Source organism: Cryobacterium sp. AP27 (assembly GCF_056680495.1).
In genome coordinates this window covers 3,314,647-3,330,535 of sequence record NZ_CM155285.1, presented here as the reverse complement: position 1 = coordinate 3,330,535, position 15,889 = coordinate 3,314,647, and the positions used below count along the sequence as shown (strand labels likewise).

At 67.9% G+C, this 15,889-nt stretch carries 16 protein-coding genes; 9 read left to right on the top strand and 7 right to left on the bottom strand.

What is annotated here, in order from left to right; all coding sequences use genetic code 11:
* Positions 1-24: 24 nt before the first annotated feature.
* On the bottom strand, positions 25-1,179 hold the full coding sequence (locus AC1MB9_RS15775) for a M20/M25/M40 family metallo-hydrolase (protein ID WP_479962859.1): 1,155 nt from the start codon (positions 1,177-1,179) through the stop codon (positions 25-27).
* 78 nt (positions 1,180-1,257) lie between these two features.
* Here AC1MB9_RS15775 and AC1MB9_RS15770 point away from each other — a divergent pair, with 78 nt between their 5' ends.
* The 3 genes from AC1MB9_RS15770 to AC1MB9_RS15760 all read left to right on the top strand — a co-directional run bounded on the left by AC1MB9_RS15770 (position 1,258) and on the right by AC1MB9_RS15760 (position 3,834).
* Positions 1,258-2,097: a CPBP family intramembrane glutamic endopeptidase gene (locus tag AC1MB9_RS15770; RefSeq protein ID WP_479962858.1), complete on the top strand. Its 840-nt coding sequence runs from the start codon at positions 1,258-1,260 to the stop codon at positions 2,095-2,097.
* A 94-nt stretch (positions 2,098-2,191) separates the two neighbouring features.
* Positions 2,192-3,085, top strand: a complete 894-nt coding sequence (locus AC1MB9_RS15765; protein WP_479962857.1) for a DUF4097 family beta strand repeat-containing protein — start codon at positions 2,192-2,194, stop codon at positions 3,083-3,085.
* Positions 3,082-3,834, top strand: coding sequence for a PadR family transcriptional regulator (locus AC1MB9_RS15760; RefSeq protein WP_479962856.1), 753 nt, complete (start codon positions 3,082-3,084; stop codon positions 3,832-3,834). Before AC1MB9_RS15765 ends, AC1MB9_RS15760 begins: the two co-directional genes overlap by 4 nt.
* 37 nt (positions 3,835-3,871) lie before the next feature.
* Here the strand turns inward: AC1MB9_RS15760 and AC1MB9_RS15755 are convergent, their stop codons facing one another.
* Positions 3,872-4,132, bottom strand: a complete 261-nt coding sequence (locus AC1MB9_RS15755) for a hypothetical protein (RefSeq protein WP_479962855.1) — start codon at positions 4,130-4,132, stop codon at positions 3,872-3,874.
* A 21-nt stretch (positions 4,133-4,153) separates the two neighbouring features.
* On the opposite strand from AC1MB9_RS15755, the gene AC1MB9_RS15750 reads away from it, so the two are divergent.
* The 3 genes from AC1MB9_RS15750 to AC1MB9_RS15740 all read left to right on the top strand — a co-directional run bounded on the left by AC1MB9_RS15750 (position 4,154) and on the right by AC1MB9_RS15740 (position 7,517).
* Positions 4,154-4,636, top strand: coding sequence for a MarR family winged helix-turn-helix transcriptional regulator (locus tag AC1MB9_RS15750; RefSeq protein WP_479962854.1), 483 nt, complete (start codon positions 4,154-4,156; stop codon positions 4,634-4,636).
* Between the two features lie 47 nt (positions 4,637-4,683).
* Positions 4,684-6,807, top strand: a complete 2,124-nt coding sequence (locus tag AC1MB9_RS15745; protein ID WP_479962853.1) for an APC family permease — start codon at positions 4,684-4,686, stop codon at positions 6,805-6,807.
* Between the two features lie 455 nt (positions 6,808-7,262).
* Positions 7,263-7,517, top strand: coding sequence for a DUF3073 domain-containing protein (locus AC1MB9_RS15740; protein ID WP_479962852.1), 255 nt, complete (start codon positions 7,263-7,265; stop codon positions 7,515-7,517).
* 238 nt (positions 7,518-7,755) lie between these two features.
* On the opposite strand, the gene purM is transcribed toward AC1MB9_RS15740, so the two are convergent.
* From purM to AC1MB9_RS15725, 3 genes are read right to left on the bottom strand one after another with little or no spacing between them, the layout of a single operon-like run.
* Positions 7,756-8,859: a phosphoribosylformylglycinamidine cyclo-ligase gene (gene purM / locus AC1MB9_RS15735; RefSeq protein WP_479962851.1), complete on the bottom strand. Its 1,104-nt coding sequence runs from the start codon at positions 8,857-8,859 to the stop codon at positions 7,756-7,758.
* On the bottom strand, positions 8,856-10,445 hold the full coding sequence (purF, locus tag AC1MB9_RS15730; protein WP_479962850.1) for an amidophosphoribosyltransferase: 1,590 nt from the start codon (positions 10,443-10,445) through the stop codon (positions 8,856-8,858). The genes purM and purF overlap by 4 nt, the downstream gene beginning before the upstream one ends.
* A gap of 12 nt (positions 10,446-10,457) precedes the next feature.
* Positions 10,458-10,874 carry a hypothetical protein gene (locus AC1MB9_RS15725; protein ID WP_479962849.1) on the bottom strand — a complete coding sequence of 139 codons (417 nt, stop codon included), beginning with the start codon at positions 10,872-10,874 and terminating at the stop codon, positions 10,458-10,460.
* Between the two features lie 30 nt (positions 10,875-10,904).
* Between AC1MB9_RS15725 and AC1MB9_RS15720 the strand changes: the two genes are divergently transcribed.
* Complete coding sequence (locus AC1MB9_RS15720) at positions 10,905-11,822, top strand: ribokinase (protein WP_479962848.1); 918 nt, start codon at positions 10,905-10,907, stop codon at positions 11,820-11,822.
* A 42-nt stretch (positions 11,823-11,864) separates the two neighbouring features.
* The gene (locus AC1MB9_RS15715; RefSeq protein WP_479962847.1) at positions 11,865-12,134 is read left to right on the top strand and encodes a DUF2277 domain-containing protein; all 270 of its coding nucleotides are present in this window, start codon (positions 11,865-11,867) and stop codon (positions 12,132-12,134) included.
* Positions 12,135-12,220: 86 nt separating this feature from the next.
* On the opposite strand, the gene AC1MB9_RS15710 is transcribed toward AC1MB9_RS15715, so the two are convergent.
* Positions 12,221-12,586, bottom strand: a complete 366-nt coding sequence (locus AC1MB9_RS15710; RefSeq protein ID WP_479962846.1) for a sterol carrier family protein — start codon at positions 12,584-12,586, stop codon at positions 12,221-12,223.
* Between the two features lie 90 nt (positions 12,587-12,676).
* Between AC1MB9_RS15710 and purD the strand changes: the two genes are divergently transcribed.
* Positions 12,677-13,942 (top strand): phosphoribosylamine--glycine ligase, encoded by a 1,266-nt coding sequence (gene purD, locus AC1MB9_RS15705; protein WP_479962845.1) that lies wholly within the window; start codon positions 12,677-12,679, stop codon positions 13,940-13,942.
* A 247-nt stretch (positions 13,943-14,189) separates the two neighbouring features.
* On the opposite strand, the gene AC1MB9_RS15700 is transcribed toward purD, so the two are convergent.
* Positions 14,190-15,704, bottom strand: coding sequence for a carboxyl transferase domain-containing protein (locus AC1MB9_RS15700; RefSeq protein ID WP_479964672.1), 1,515 nt, complete (start codon positions 15,702-15,704; stop codon positions 14,190-14,192).
* Between the last annotated feature and the right edge of the window lie 185 nt (positions 15,705-15,889).

Genomic DNA, 15,889 nt, shown 5'->3' with positions numbered 1-15,889 from the left:
CATGCGAGTGGAATTTTCGACCGGTCAGCCGCAGAAATCCGCGATCGTCCCTTCGAGTATGGCGGTGAGGTCGACGACGGATGCCGCATCCACCCACTCGGTGTCGGCGTGCAGCCCGTCCCCGGTCGCGCCGAAGACCACGCACGGAATACCGGCCGCCAGCACGAGGCCCGCGTCGGTCCAGAACGGTTCGCCGCGGGTGGCGGGCGCGTGCCCGAGCGTTCGGGCCGCGTTGTCGGTGAGCGCTCGCACGATCGGCCATTCCGGCTCGGCCTCGAACGCTCCGCGCGCCACGAGGTGACGCAGCTCGAACCGAAACCCGGGCACCGTGCTCGCCAGATCGGTGAAGAGCGCGCGCAGCTCGGCCTCCACGGTGTTCGGAGGCTCGCCGGGCAGCATCCGCCGCTCCAGGGTGAGCACACAGCTCGCGGCGACCGTCGCGGCGTCGTCGCCACCGCTGATCATCGACACGCGCACCGCGCCATGGCCGAGGGCGGGGTGCGCCGGGCGGGATTCCAGGCGGTCGCGCAGGGAATCCAGTGCCCGCATCGCAAGGGCGGCATGCGCAATGGCGTCCACCCCGAGTGCGGGCTGAGAGCCATGCGCCGCGAGGCCGGTGAGCGTCAGCTCGAACCAGGCGAACCCGCGATGGGCCGTCGTGAGCTCGAGCCCGCTCGGTTCCACGATGATGGCGGCATCCGCGCGGTAGGTACGCAACACCTCCTCGGTGCCGAGACTGCCGAACTCCTCGTCGGCGACGAGCGTCACCACGATGTCGCCGGCCAGCGGCAGGGCGGAGGCTCGTGCCGCCGCCACCAAAATCGCGGCCAGCCCGCTCTTGGTGTCGACGGCGCCGCGGCCGTACACGCGTCCGCCGACGTGGTCCCCGCTGAATGGGTCGCCGTCGTAGGTGGCGACTCCGACCGTGTCGAGATGCGCATTGAGCATGATGGATCTGCCGCCGCCGGCGCCACGCTTCACCCCCACGACGGACGGCCTGCCGAGGGTTTCCTCGAGCACGCTCACCGCGAAGCCCCGGGTCAGGAGCCAGTCGGCGCACCACAGCGCGAGCTCACCCTCACCGGCCGCCCCGGGCACGAGGTCGGGATTGACCGAATCGATCTGCACGAGCTGCCGCAGAAGGGAGACGGGGTCGAGGTCGCTCGGTGCAGGGGTCACCGTTCCAACCTATCGCCGCGACGATCGAGAAACGAGACGTTTTCTCCCCGGGGCGCCGGTCGCTGGATAGGCTGAAGCATGCGCAGAGCGACGACCGGCGCGACCGCCCGGACCCGTGCGAACACACGGCCCCGTGCGAGCTGGGGACTGATTCCGGCGGCCCTGGTGAGTGCATCCGCGGTTCTGCTTTTTGGCCTGCGGATGCCCGTTGCCGGTTACCTCGTGCTGGCGGCGGCGATGGCGCTCTCGTTTGTGCTCAACCGGGCGCTGTTTCGCGACCTGCTGCTCATCGCGTTGGGTCTGGGCATCGTCAGCACGATCTCGGTCGAGGCGAACATCGACTACCCGAACATTGCCCTCATGGGCAGCGTTCTCTCCCTTTCGGTGCTTGTGCCGTACCTCCTCTCACGCTACGGATACCGCGACCACGCCGTTCGCTTTCCGATTCGCACCGGCCAACGGTGGACAACACTCGAACGCGCCTACCTTCCGCTCGTGCTGCTGCTCGGCTACCTGCTGCTGCCCCGGTATTTCATCGGTTCCGGCGCCTACCTCAACTGGCCCGTGGTGACCGCTCCCGACGAGATCGCCCGACTTTTCGTCGGCGTGGGATTCGTGGGGATCTGGGACGAACTCTTCTTCATCTGCACGATCTTCGCCCTGCTGAGGCGCCATTTTCCGGACTGGCAGGCGAACGTGCTGCAGGCCGTGATCTTCTGCTCCTTTCTCTGGGAGCTCGGCTACCAGAGCTGGGGACCCGTGCTCACGTTTCCCTTCGCGCTGCTGCAGGGCTACACGTTCGCCCGCACGCGGTCGCTCACCTACGTGGTGTGCGTACATCTGCTCTTCGATGCCGTGGTGTTCCTCGTGTTGGTGCACGCGCACCACCCGGCGTGGCTCGCCTTCTTCTGGTACTAACCGGGCGGAGCCTCTTGCGCGATCCCCAAACGCGATATATCGTGTCTTCTATAAACGCGATATATCGCGTTATCCCGACAGAAAGGATCCTCCGGTGTCTTTGGAAAAATGGCTGGTCTTCCCCGGACAGACCAAGATCATCGACGTTGACGTGGTGCGCAGACTCAAACTGGGCATGATCGGCGGCACCGTCGATGTGATCGGCCACGACGAGCCCGGCGCGCGCATCGAAGTGAACAGTGTGAGCGGCAAAGAGCTCAGAATCTCCATGAACGGCGACGCGCTCGAGATCGACCACGTGCAGTTGCGCTGGGACAACTTCATCGACGTGTTCGCGTCATTCCGCGGCACATCCCGGGCCGAGGTCAGTGTTCTCGTGCCCCGCGACGTGGCGCTCACCTTCGGAGTGGTCTCCGCGGACGCGCTCATTTCCGGCCTGCACAACGACGCGAAGCTCAGCACCGTCTCTGGCGGGCTCGTGGTGGACGCCGGCGAGGGCCACCTCGAAATCAATGCGGTCAGCGCCGAGGTATCGGTGCGCAATCACGAGGGCACGGTCAACGTGCACACCGTGACGGGCGAGATCACCGCGAGCGGGCGCATCCGCCGCTTCGGCCTCGACGGAGTCACGAGCAATGTCTTCCTCGATCTCGACGGCACGCCCGATGAGATCACCACCAACACGGTGAGCGGCAATCTCACCGTGCGCCTGGCCGCCGATGTCGCCGCCCGCTACCGACTCAACACCATCTCCGGCACCCTGCAGCTCGACGACCAGACGGTTCGCGGCACCTTCGGACGGCCCTACGAATCGTCAAGCGGCGCGCTTGACGGCTCCTGGGTCGAGCTGCGCGCGAACTCCGTCTCCGGCGACATCTCCGTCGTGCGGCGGACCGGCACCGGCGAAACGGGTGCCGACCCGGCCGCCGCGCAGAGCACCCCGCCGACGGCACCGTCCCCCACCGAATCCGGCGGTCCCGCATCATGACACCCGTGTTCGCCCATGGCAGCCTGCGGTTGTACCTGCTGAGCCTGCTGGCCGAACGACCGCGGCACGGCTACGAGCTGATCCAGGCGCTCAGCGAGCGCTTCGGGGGCACGTACAGTCCGAGTGCCGGAACAATTTACCCGCGCCTCGCCAAGCTTGAGGAGGAGGGCCTCGTGACCAAGGCGGCCGACGGCCGCAAGACGGTCTACGAAATCACCCCGGCCGGTCGCGCGGAGCTCGCGGCCAGGGACGGTGAACTCGGCGCCATCGAAGACGAGGTCACCGACTCGGTGCGTCGCCTCGCGACCGAGGTGCGTTCCGGTGTGAACGCGGCCATGCGCTCTCTGCGCGCGGATCTGGCCGCGGCCGCGCGCCAGGCCCGCACCGACGTCGCCGGGAGTTCGCCCGGCACCGCAGGAAACGCCTCGGAAGCGCATGGCTCAGGAACCGGACCGTCTGAAAAGACATCACAACCGACCGACGGGGGCATCCGCCAACCGGAGGCCCCGCCCACAGCGCACGCCGGTGAGGAGCCCGCTGCCGGGGCCGAGCCTGGCACGACGGTTCGCCTGAATTCGAACCGGGCCCTGCACGAGGCCGACATGGTGCTCAACGAATTTCGGCAGCAGCTGCGCGCCGATCTGCGCACCCAGGCCTACCGCTCCCGGGTTCCCGCCGGCACGGTCTCCGATCTGCGCCGGGAACTGGCCGAGGTGCGGGCCCGAATTCTGGCGTCCCTCGGCGCGTAGCGCCGGTGCGCCCCACGACGGGCGGGCCGACGCCGCGTCAGGCCTTCGGGGGCGCGCCGCGCTCGCGGATCTGTTCCGGCGTCGGGTGGAAGATCTGGGTTCGCGGTCCGGAGCGATCGACCTCGTGCATCGCCATGAGTGCTCCGCAGATCGGGCAGACGTCGTGCGCCTTGCGCGCCGCGACATCTGCCGCGGCCACGACCGGGTACGGTCCCAGCGGCGGCGGGCCGATCAGGGGCAAGAGCTTTCGGTTGATCCAGGAGGCCCAGCCGCCCCGACCCGAAGTCGTTCGTCTCATAATGATTAGTATACTAACCAAATGAACGACGCGCACCGGCCCGAGCAGCCGACGACAACCGACACCGATCTGCTCCGTCTCGAAAACCAGGTCTGCTTCGCGCTCGCAATCGCATCGCGCAGCGTCATCTCGCTCTATCGCCCGATTCTCGAGCCGTACGGACTCACCCACCCGCAATACCTCGTGATGCTCGCCCTGTGGGAACGCAGCCCCCGGTCGGTCAAGAACCTCGGAGAGGAGCTCCGTCTCGAACCAGCCACGCTGTCACCGCTGCTCAAACGCCTGGAACGTACCGGCCTCGTCGCCCGGCAACGCAGCGTCCACGACGAACGCGTGCTCGAGGTTTCGCTCACCGACGCCGGACACGCCCTCCGCGCCGAGGCCGAAACGATTCCGCCGCGAGTGGTCGACAAACTCGGCATGAGTCTGCGGCAATTGGACGAACTTCGCACCTCCCTGTGGCGCGTCATCGACGCCGCCCAGGCGGCGACGCCGGGTACGTAGACTCCCCCGATTTGACACGGCGCCGCTTGGGTGTAGTGTCATGCCTCGTGACACCCGAGGCGCACGCCCCCATACCGGAAAACCGATCGCGCAAGCGGTGGATCATCGGCGACCCCCTCCCCACCGAGCATCTGGAAGGTCAGCTGCTGCCGAAGCATTTGGCGCTGCCCATTTTTGCGAGCGACCCGCTCTCGAGCGTGGCCTACGCGCCGCAAGAACTGCTCATGATCCTCACCCTCGGCGGGCTCGCGTTCCTGAGCTTCGCCCCCTGGGTTGCCGCCGTCGTCGTTGTGCTGCTGGTGGTCGTCGTCGCCTCGTATCGGCAACTGATCAAGGCCTACCCCTCCGGCGGCGGGGATTACGAGGTGGCCCATCGCAACCTGGGCGAAAAGGCCGGCCTGATCGTGGCATCCGCCCTGCTCGTGGACTACGTGATGACCGTGGTCGTGTCGGTCGCCAGCGGCGTGGACAACATCATCTCCGCCCTCCCCGGCCTCAACCCGTTCCGCGTCGAGATGGCGGTCTTCTTCATCATTCTGCTCGCCGCCGTCAACCTGCGCGGCGTGCGCGAGTCCAGCAAGGCCTTCGCCATCCCGACCTACCTCTTTGTTGCGAGCGTGCTCTTCATGATCATCGTGGGCCTCGTGCGGGTGGCGCTCGGCGACGCCCCCGTGGCCGAGTCCGCGGGGTTCGACGTGCAGGGCGAGAACCTGGCTCAGGCCGCCTTCATCCTGCTGTTGCTGCGATCCTTTGCCAGCGGATGCAGCGCCCTGACCGGCGTGGAAGCCATCGCGAACGGTGTTCCCGCGTTCAAACGCCCCAAGGTGAAGAATGCGCAAACCACGCTGACCCTCATGGGCGGCATCGCCATCGTGCTGTTCATCGGCCTCACCACGCTCGCACTCGTGGCGAATGTGCACTATGCCGAACGGCCCTGCGACCTGATCGGCTGGGATGAGTGCGCGACCGCACCGCAGCGCAGCCTGATCGCCCAGGTGGCCGCGGCGACCTTCGGCAACTCCTCGATCATGTTCTTCGTGCTGCAGGCTGCCACGGCGGCCGTGCTGCTGCTGGCGGCCAACACGGCGTTCAACGGATTCCCCCTGCTCGGTTCCGTGCTCGCCCGCGACTCGTATGCGCCCAAGTCGCTGAGCACCCGCGGCGACCGACTGATCTACTCGAACGGCGTGGTGCTACTGGCCCTGGCCGCGTGCGTGATCATGGTGCTTTACCGGGCCAACCTGACCCTGCTCATCCAGCTGTATATCATCGGCGTCTTCGTCTCGTTCACCCTCGGGCAAACCGGCATGGTGAAGCACTGGCTGAACCTGCTCAAGACCAACCCGCCGCACCGGGCATCCATCATCTGGAGCCTCTCCATCAACGGCTTCGGTGCCGCGCTGACCGGTGTCGTGCTCGTCGTGGTCACGATCACCAAGTTCACCCACGGCGCCTGGCTGGTGTTCGTACTCATGCCGGTCCTGTTCGCTCTCATGGTCGGCGTCAACCGCTACTACCGGGACGTCGCCAAGGAGATCGAGGTGGACCCGGTCACGACGTTCGGGTCAAGCGGCGACCACGCCATCGTGCTGGTCGGGAAGATGCAGAAGCCCGTGCTCAAGGCGCTCGACTACGCGATCGCGGCCCGTCACGAATCCCTCGAGGCCGTGCACGTGTCCATCGACGACGCCGAAACCAAGGTCCTCAAGCGAGCGTGGGTCAAACAGAACATCCAGGTGCCGCTGCGCATTATCGCCTCACCGTACCGGGACATCAGCTGGCCGCTCATCACCTACATTCGCGGCCGTCGGGAGGACCACGGTTCGGAGGTCGTCACGGTGTACACGCCGATCTACATCGTGGGTCACTGGTGGGAGAGCCTGTTGCACAACCACAAGGCCCGGCGGCTGCGCCAGAAGCTCATGATGGTGCACGGCGTCACGATCGCGCTCGTGCCGTGGCTGTTGGACTCCTCCGAACTCATTTACGGGCGCCGGTCCCGGCCGATCCCCGGCCAGGAGCGCCGGGGCGAGCCGGTACGGTCCCAGCCGGTGCCCCGCAAGCCGCTCGGCCCGGCCGCCGGTGACTCCGGCACCCGGCCGCCTCCGGTCGTTCCCGGGGTGTCCACGGTGTCGCGCCCGTCGGCGTCGCGCCGGCGCAAGCGGAAGTAGCCGGGTCGGCGGTCCGGCTGCCCCTGTCGGCCCTGATCGTGAACGCGACCGGGCGTCGTCGTCGGTTCGCGGCAAACGAATTTGGGCCTGACATGGCGACGTCGGCACCCTCCGGCCCGTTGCTGCGAGCCGCCGTGTCCCAGCCCCTGCCCGGTACTCGGCCGGCCGCCACCGGCATCCAGCCACGATCACCTGTGACAAAACCCCGGCCAGCGGCCTTATTCGCACGGTGCGGGCGGCAGGATACCGATCGGCGAATCCGTGCGGCGCGACGCCTGACGATGCCCACACCCCGGGCGCTCACCGCCTCGGTGCGGTTTGCACGAACGTGCGCGCTGCGCGTCCGCGGCCGACACCGGCCGTCATGCTAAACTGACATTTAGTTTTTCACATTTTGTTCGGCAACTCCCGAGTGACTCCGGCTCACTCGGCCTGGCATCGTAAGGGGGTCACGCATGGGGCGCGGCCGTCAAAAAGCAAAGCACACCAAGGTCGCCCGGGAACTGAAGTATTTCAGCCCGGACACCAACTACAACGCGCTCGAACGCGAGCTCACCGGGCATCCGTCCGACCCGCGTCTCGATGAGGACCTGGCCAAGTGGCCGGAGTACGACCGAGACAAGGCCGACAAGGCCACGTCCGCCGTCTCCGACGACGAAGACCAATACGTCGATCACTACGCGTCCGAAGACGAGCAGCGACGCGCATAGTCTTCCGCTCAAAACTCTCGGCAGGCTTCACCTGCCGAGAGTTTCTGGTTAAGCCGAAGCCGAGGCACCCGAGCCGGCCACCCGATCGCGTTCCTTGTTCAGGAGATCCGGCCGACGACATCCGCTCTCCCCCGGATTCCCGGGGGCGCCGGCGGCACCGACCCGACGATCTCCTGAACGAGCAACCGCGACACACACGGCGAGGCGGTGCCGCGGTGCGGCCGCCCGCCGTCGACGACTAGTTCGCGAACGACCCGACGAGGCGCACGGCGCCGCCGTTGACGCCCTTGGCGCCCTGCTCGAAGCCGGTGATGTCGTGCGGAGCCGTCGAGACCCGTCCGGTCACCCAGGCGGCGATGCCGCTGGCCGCCAGGCGAGCGATAACGGATGATGCGGAGCCGGCATCGACGACGGCGAACATGCCGACGCCGAGGTTCCAGGTGCCCTCCGAGCTTTCCAGGGACGCCCCGGCCATGTCGCTCAGCACCCGGAACACCGGGGCCGGCGACCAGGTGGCGCGATCGACCTCCACCCAGGAGCCGACCGGGAGCACCCGCGCGAGGTTGGCCGCAATTCCACCGCCGGTGACGTGGCTCAGCGAGTGGATGACGCCGGCGAGGGCCGGGTCGCCCAGCACGTCAAGCAGCGGCCCGGTGTAGAGGCGCGTCGGCTCGAGCAGTACCTCGCCGACGACACCGCCGAGGTCATCGGACCGATCGACGAAGTCGATCTTGGCCCGACGAAGAATGCTTCGCACGAGCGAGTAACCGTTGGAGTGCAGACCGGACGACGCCATGGCGATGACGATGTCACCGGACACGACCTTGTCGGCGCCGAGCACCTGGTCGGCCTCGACCACACCGGTGGCCGCGCCGGCCACGTCGTAGTCGTCGACGCCGAGCAGTCCGGGATGCTCCGCGGTCTCGCCGCCGACGAGGGCGGTGCCGGTCTCGGCGCAGGCCCGGGCAATGCCGGCCACGATCGAGGCGATGCGTTCCGGGACGACCTTGCCGCAGGCGATGTAGTCGGTCATGAAGAGCGGACGCGCGCCGACGACGACGATGTCGTCGACGACCATGCCCACGAGGTCCTGCCCGATGGTGTCGTGCTTGTCGATGGCCTGGGCGATGGCGACCTTCGTGCCGACGCCGTCCGTCGACGTGGCCAGAAGCGGCTGCCGATACGACGTGAGGAACGACACGTCGTAGAGTCCCGCGAATCCGCCGACTCCGCCCCAAACCTCCGGGCCGTGTGTCTTCGACACGGCGGATTTCATCAGCTCAACCGCGAGGTCTCCCGCCGCGGTGTCGACTCCGGCTGCTGCATACGACGCATTTGTCATTCTTGTCTTCCTGGATCGCCGAACGGAACCTGTTCCATCGCCGCGAGGGCGTTATCCCGATGAACGGCCGGTTCGATCAGGGCCTCCAGATCGGAGTCTGGACCGGGGTCGCATCCGTTGCTTTCCGGTTCGCGTTCGAGAAGGTTCCTGCCGGGGTGCACTGAATCGGGCAGGGCAATGGGGTAAATTCCGGTGAAGCACGCGGTGCAGAGGCGCTCACGCGGCTGCTCGGTGGCCTCGATCATGCCGTCTTGGGACAGGTAGCCGAGGGAATCGGCGCCGATCGACTGGCGCACCTCGTCGATCTCAAGGCCGCTCGCCACGAGCTCGGCACGGGAGGCGAAGTCGATGCCGTAGAAGCAGGGCCACGTGATGGGCGGGCTGGAGATGCGCACGTGAACCTCGGCGGCGCCGGCCTCCCGCAGCATGCTCACGAGTGCGCGCTGCGTGTTGCCGCGCACGATCGAGTCATCGACGACGATGAGGCGTTTGCCCTTGATGACGTTCTTGAGCGGGTTGAGCTTCAAACGGATACCGCGCTGCCGGATGGTCTGCGACGGAGCGATGAAGGTGCGTCCCACGTACGAGTTCTTGACCAGACCCTGGCCGAACGGGATGCCGGACGCCTGCGCGTAGCCGATGGCCGCCGGCGTGCCGGATTCCGGCGTCGGAATGACCAGATCGGCCTCGACCGCGTGTTCCGCGGCGAGCCTGCGGCCCATTTCGACCCGGGCCTCGTGCACGCCGCGGCCCGCGATGGTGGTGTCCGGACGCGCAAGGTACACGTACTCGAAGACGCAGCCCTTGGGATCGGCCTTCGCGAACCGCTGTGTGCGCAGTCCGTTCTCGTCGATCGTGATGAGCTCACCCGGCTCGACCTCGCGCACGAAGCTCGCTCCGACGATGTCGAGGGCGGCGGTTTCGGAGGCGACGACCCAGCCGCGTTCGAGCCGACCGAGCACGAGCGGGCGAACGCCCTGTGGGTCGCGGGCGGCGTACAGGGTGGTTTCGTCCATGAAGACGAGGCAGTAGGCGCCGCGCAGTCGAGGGAGCACCTCGAGAGCCGTGGCCTCCAGGGTGTGGTCCAGGTCACCGGTGAGCAGCGCCGTGATCACGGCCGTGTCGGTGGTGTTGCCGCGGGCGATTTCGCCGTCGACCTGTGGATAGCGCTCTTTGACGAGGTCGAGAAGCTCGGCGGTGTTGGTGAGGTTGCCGTTGTGGCCGAGGGCCACCGTCCCGCCCGCCGTGCGACCGAGCGTGGGCTGCGCGTTCTGCCAGCTGCTCGACCCCGTTGTGGAATACCGGGTGTGCCCGACCGCGATGTGTCCGAGCAGGGTGCCCAGCGAGGCCTCGTTGAAGACCTGGGAGACGAGGCCCATGTCCTTGTAAATGAGGATCTTGCTGCCGTCGCTCGTGGCGATCCCGGCCGATTCCTGTCCACGGTGCTGGAGGGCGTACAACCCGAAGTAGCTCAGCTTGGACACCTCTTCACCGGGCGCCCACACGCCGAAGACACCGCAGGCATCCTGCGGCCCCTTCTCATTGGGAAGCAGATCGTGATTTAGCAGTCCATCGCCACCGGCCAAGGTGCAGCCCCTTTACTCTGATTTCTCATTGAATTGTTGGGTGTCGGTTGACTCAGCCGGCGCCGCTACGGCGCGTGAATCATCTGAACCCAGTCTATCCGCGACCACGGTGTGGGCACGGCGACCGATGATGCGGTCAAGGATGAGGGCTACGATGCTGCCGAGGAGAACGCCCGCCGCGAGGCACGCGAGCAGCAGAAAACCGAAAACCTGAGCCTTATTGAAGTCCGCGTTGTCGGGAAACGCGGTGGTGAGCACGAGAGCCGCGACAATTCCGACCCCCGCACCGAGGACCATGAAGTTCTTGTAGCGCGGCGAGCGGTGCACCATCAGGGTGTCTGCAGCGATAACGGACTCGGCCGGAAAGGCGGTGTCGTTGTCGGTTGCGGGTGTGGGCTGCTGCTGGTCGGGCCGTTCGGAAGAACTCACCGGACCATTCTGCCATGCGAGACTGAGGCGGTGAACAGAATTGTGGTCCTCGGCAGCGCCAACATGGACTTGGTCGTGCGGCAAAGCCGACTTCCCCGACCCGGCGAGACCATCTTCGGCTCGGGTTTCGACACCGTGCCGGGCGGCAAAGGACTCAACCAGGCCGTCGCCGCCGCACGTTTGGGCGGCGCCGTCGACTTTCTCGGGGCGATGGGAACGGACGCTTACGGCACGGAACTGCGCGCCTTGCTCACGACCGAAGGCATCCGCTCTAGCGGTGTACGCGAGTCGACCGAGCCGACCGGAACCGCGCATATCTCGGTCGTGGACTCGGGTGAGAACTCGATCGTGGTGGTGTCGGGAGCCAACGCGACCCTGACCGATCTCGATGACACCCAGCGCACCGCGATCGCAGATGCGGCCTTTCTTGTGATGCAGTGCGAGCTGCCGGTCGCCGTGCTGGTGCAGGCGATTGCGGTGGCCAGGGAGGCCGGCGTGTTCACCGTGCTGACCCCGGCCCCGGTAGTGCCGTTACCGGATGGTTTTCTCTCCTCGGTGGACCTCGTCGTGCCGAACCAGCTCGAGGCCGAGGAGCTCAGCGGTGAATCAGACCCGGTACGCGCGGCCGAAGTGCTCAGCGCCGAGAACACCTGGGCCATCGTGACGCTCGGTGCCGAGGGATCGGTGGTTGCCTACAACGGCGAGGTCCTCGGCCTCGCGCCGGCCCGTCCGGTGCAGGCCGTCGACACCACTGCGGCCGGTGACACGTTCGTGGGCGCGCTCGTGGCCCGGCTGGCCCTGAAGGCCGGCGGCGCGGTACCGGTCACCGAGGAGGCCATGGTCGAGGCGCTGCGCTGGGCGACGGTCGCCTCGTCCATCTCGGTCACGCGCGTGGGGGCCACGACGTCCATGCCGCACCTCACCGAGGTCGCCGACATCCTCGCCTGAAACGACCCGTGACGCGGCGCCCGTGGCTTGCTACCGTTAAGCATGTGCAGGAATATTCATACCCTGAGTAATTTTGAGCCGGCCGCCAGCGACGACGAAGTGCACGCCGCGGCTCTGCAATATGTGCGCAAGATCAGCGGATCGACCAAGCCGTCGAAGGCCAATGCCGATGCGTTTGACCGCGCGGTGGCGGAGATCGCCCACATCTCGAGGCACCTCCTCGACGACCTCGTCACCGTGGCACCGCCGAAAAACCGCGAGGTCGAGGCCGAGAAGGCCCGGGCTCGCTCCGCGAAGCGTTTCGCGGCGTAGCGCGGCCGACCCGGGGAGGACCGACACTCACCCTGAGACGGCGGGCGCCTGGCGCGAACCCGCCGGCCGGCCGCGGGCACGCTGGGTTAGAGCGGGAGAACGGGAACGTATCCGGCGAGGTCGGCACGCGCGCCGGAGGCGTGGATGCTGCCGGTTGCGACGCCGTCCGTCCAGGAAAGGCCGCCGGTGGCGAGGGCAAGCCACGTGGCGACATCCGTTTCAATCACATTGGGCGGCGTGCCCCGGGTGTGGCGGGGGCCGGCCACGCACTGCACCGCGCCGAACGGCGGCACCCGCACCTCCACGGTATTGCCCTCGGCCTGCTCCGCCAGGAGTTGCAGGGTGAAGCGCACCGCTTGGGCGCGGATGTCCCGGCTCGCGTGGGCCCCCTCGGCGAGCGCCGTGCGCACCGCCGCTTCGCCGGTGGCGTCATCTATTCGTGCTCGTGCCATGGTTCCAGTCTGCCGGATCACCGGGTCAGAGCGCTCACGCCGGGCAATATCTCGCCGGGTGACCGAGGTGGCATCCGGTAACCTGAAACTGTGAAAATTCTGGTTCTCGGATCCGGTGCCCGCGAGCACGCCATCATTACCGCGCTGCTGCGTGAGGAGCCCGGACACCTCATCGAGGCGGCGCCGGGCAACGCCGGCATCGCCGCAGACGTCTCCGTAGTGCCCCTCGACCCGAACGACCCGGTCACCGTCGCCGACTACGCCACCCTCAACAACGTCGAACTCGTCGTAATCGGTCCCGAGGCGCCCCTCGTGGCGGGCGTCGCCGACGCGCTGCGCACCCGCGGAATCGCAGTCTTCGGGCCCGACAAGGCCGCGGCGGCCCTCGAAGGCAGCAAGACCTTCGCTAAACGCATCATGGACGACGCCGGTGTGCCCACCGGGCGAGCCGTGCGTGCGGGAAACCTCGCGCAGGTCGAGGCCGCCCTCACCGATTTTGGCGCCCCCTACGTCGTGAAGGCCGACGGCCTCGCCGCAGGCAAGGGCGTGCTGGTGACCGACGACCACGCCGCCGCCATCGCACACGCCACGTACTGGCTCGAGCACGGCAGCATGCTGATAGAGGAATTTCTCGACGGCCAGGAAATCTCCCTGTTCCTGCTCAGCGACGGCCACGCCGTGCTGCCCCTCTCCCCCGCCCAGGACTACAAGCGCCTCGGCAACAACGATGCCGGACCGAACACGGGCGGCATGGGGGCCTACTCGCCGCTGCCCTGGCTGGACGCCGAATTCGGCAGCGAACGGTTGTTCGCGCAGGAGATCATCGACACGGTTGCCCTGCCCACCGTGCGGCAGCTCGAGCAGGACGGTACCCCCTTCGTCGGGCTGCTCTACTGCGGGCTCATCCTGACCAGGCAGGGCATTCGGGTGATTGAATTCAACGCGCGCTTCGGCGACCCGGAGACCCAGGTGGTGCTGCCGCGCCTCGTGACCCCCCTGTCCGACTTGTTGTTCGCCACCGCGACAGGCGCGCTCGATGACCGCGCCTGGCCCGAATTCTCGACCGACGTGGCCGTCACCGTGGTGCTGGCCAGCGAGAATTATCCGGAGACTCCGCTCACCGGCCGCCCCATCAGCGGTCTCGACAGTGCGCTCGAGGTGCCCGGCGTCACCATCGCGCACGCCGCGACCGCCGTGCGTGATGACACGCTCGTCTCCACCGGCGGCCGTGTCCTGAGCGTCGTTGCGGTGGGCTCGTCGTTCGCCGAGGCCCGCGAACGCGCGTATGACGCCGTCAACCACGTGTCGCTCAAGGGCGCCCAGTTCCGCACGGACATCGCCGCGCGCGTGGCCTGACCCACGGCATCCGTCGGCCCGCCACCGTGCACCGGTCTGCTCGGTCTGCTCGGTCTGCTCGGTCTGCTCGGTCTGCTCGGTCTGCTCGGTCTGCTCGGTCTGCTCGGTGCTTGGTCGCGCGTCGCTAATTCAGGAGATCCGCCTCCGGGCGCACTGAAGGTCCGCAGGAACACGCGTCAGAGCGGATGCCGGGGCGGGATCTCCTGAACTAAGGACACCACCCGCGGGCTCACGCTCCGGACGCGGGTCAGGCGCGGCGGCCGAGGCGCTGGTACTTGGCGACGCGGTTAGGCAGCAGGGCGTCGATCGGGGTGGCGCGGAGCGTGGAGAGTTCATACTCGATGGCCGCGGCCATCCGTCGGCAGAATGCCTTGCCCTCCTCCGCCGCGTCGGGACGTTCGTCGACGATGTGGTCGACGACGCCGTTGGCGTGCAGCGCGGCCACGTTCACGCCCTGCGCCTCGGACATCTCGGGCGCGAAGGCGGTGCTGCGGTGCACGATGGCGCTCGCCCCCTCCGGCGGGAGGGGTGAGAGCCAAGCGTGCTGCGCAGCAATGGTGCGATCCGCCGGCAGGAGGGCGAGCGCCCCGCCGCCAGCGCCCTGCCCGAGCAGCACGGACACCGTCGGTGAGCGCACCCCGATCAGGTCCAGCAGTGAGCGGGCGATTTCCCCGGCCATGCCGCCCTCCTCCGCCTCCTTCGACAGCGCGGCGCCCGCGGTGTCGATCACGGTCAGGAGCGGGAGCCCCAGTTCTTCGGCCAGTCGCATACCGCGGCGGGCCTCCCGCAACGACGCCGGCCCCATCTGTGTGTCTTGGGAGGGCCGCGGGCGGCTGTGTCCGAGAACGATGCAGCCCTGCTCCCCGAAGCGTGCCATGGCGAGCATGAGCGCCGGGTCGTTTTCGCCCTGTCCGGTGCCGTTGAGGGGCAGCACGTCATGCGCGCCCCAGGCGAGCAGCTGGCGCAGGTCGGGTCGCCGCGGGTTGCGCGAGATGCCAATGGAGGTCCACGCTGCTGCCGCGACAGGCCGCACGGCCAGTGAGGCGGGGGCGACGACGGACGCCTGCGGCGACACGAGCACGGTCAGCACTCGGTCCAGCAGCTCGGGCAGCTGCTCGGGGGGCAGGACCGCGTCGATGATGCCCTTGTCGAACAGGTTCTCGGCGACCTGCACCCCGGGAGGGAAGGGCTTGCCGTGGAGCGCCTCGTAGACGCGCGGGCCGAGAAACCCCAGCAGCGCTCCCGGTTCGGCCACCGTCACGTGGCCCAGCGACCCCCAAGACGCCATCACGCCGCCGGTCGTCGGGTGGCGCAGGTACACCAGGTACGGGAGCCCGGCCTGGCGGTGCGCGAGCACCGCCGCGGTGATTTTCACCATCGACAGGAACGCGAGCGTCCCCTCCTGCATGCGGGTGCCGCCGGAGGCCGGTCCTGCCAGCAACGGCAGCCCGGAGCGGGTGGCTCGCTCGATGGCGCCGACGATCCGGTCCGCGGCCGACAGCCCGATCGAGCCGGCCAGGAACGAGAATTCGCTCACGACGACGGCCACACGTCTGCCGCGGATGAGTCCCTCCCCCGTGAGCACAGACTCATCGACACCGCTCTTCGCCCGCGCCCGCAGCAGATCGCTCGCGTAGGCCTCGCTCGGTTCGGGATCGACGACCGGCTCGTCCCAGGACACGAACGTCCCAGGGTCGAGGACGACCGCGATGAGTTCAGTCGCGGTCAGGTGGCTCTTCTTCGCTGCGGCAGCGTCGGTCACGTCGGGCACCTTTCGGAAAATCGCGGAGCCGGTGTCGCGTCCGCTCGCCGTGCTCGTTGTGCGCCCGGTGGCGCCGTGCGGGCGCGGGGCGCTGTCACCACGCCTCAAGATCTCACTGTACAAGCCGGAACCGGGACCGGGCCGTCGCAGCCGCGGGTCCCCTATGGCCGGGCCGAGTACGACAG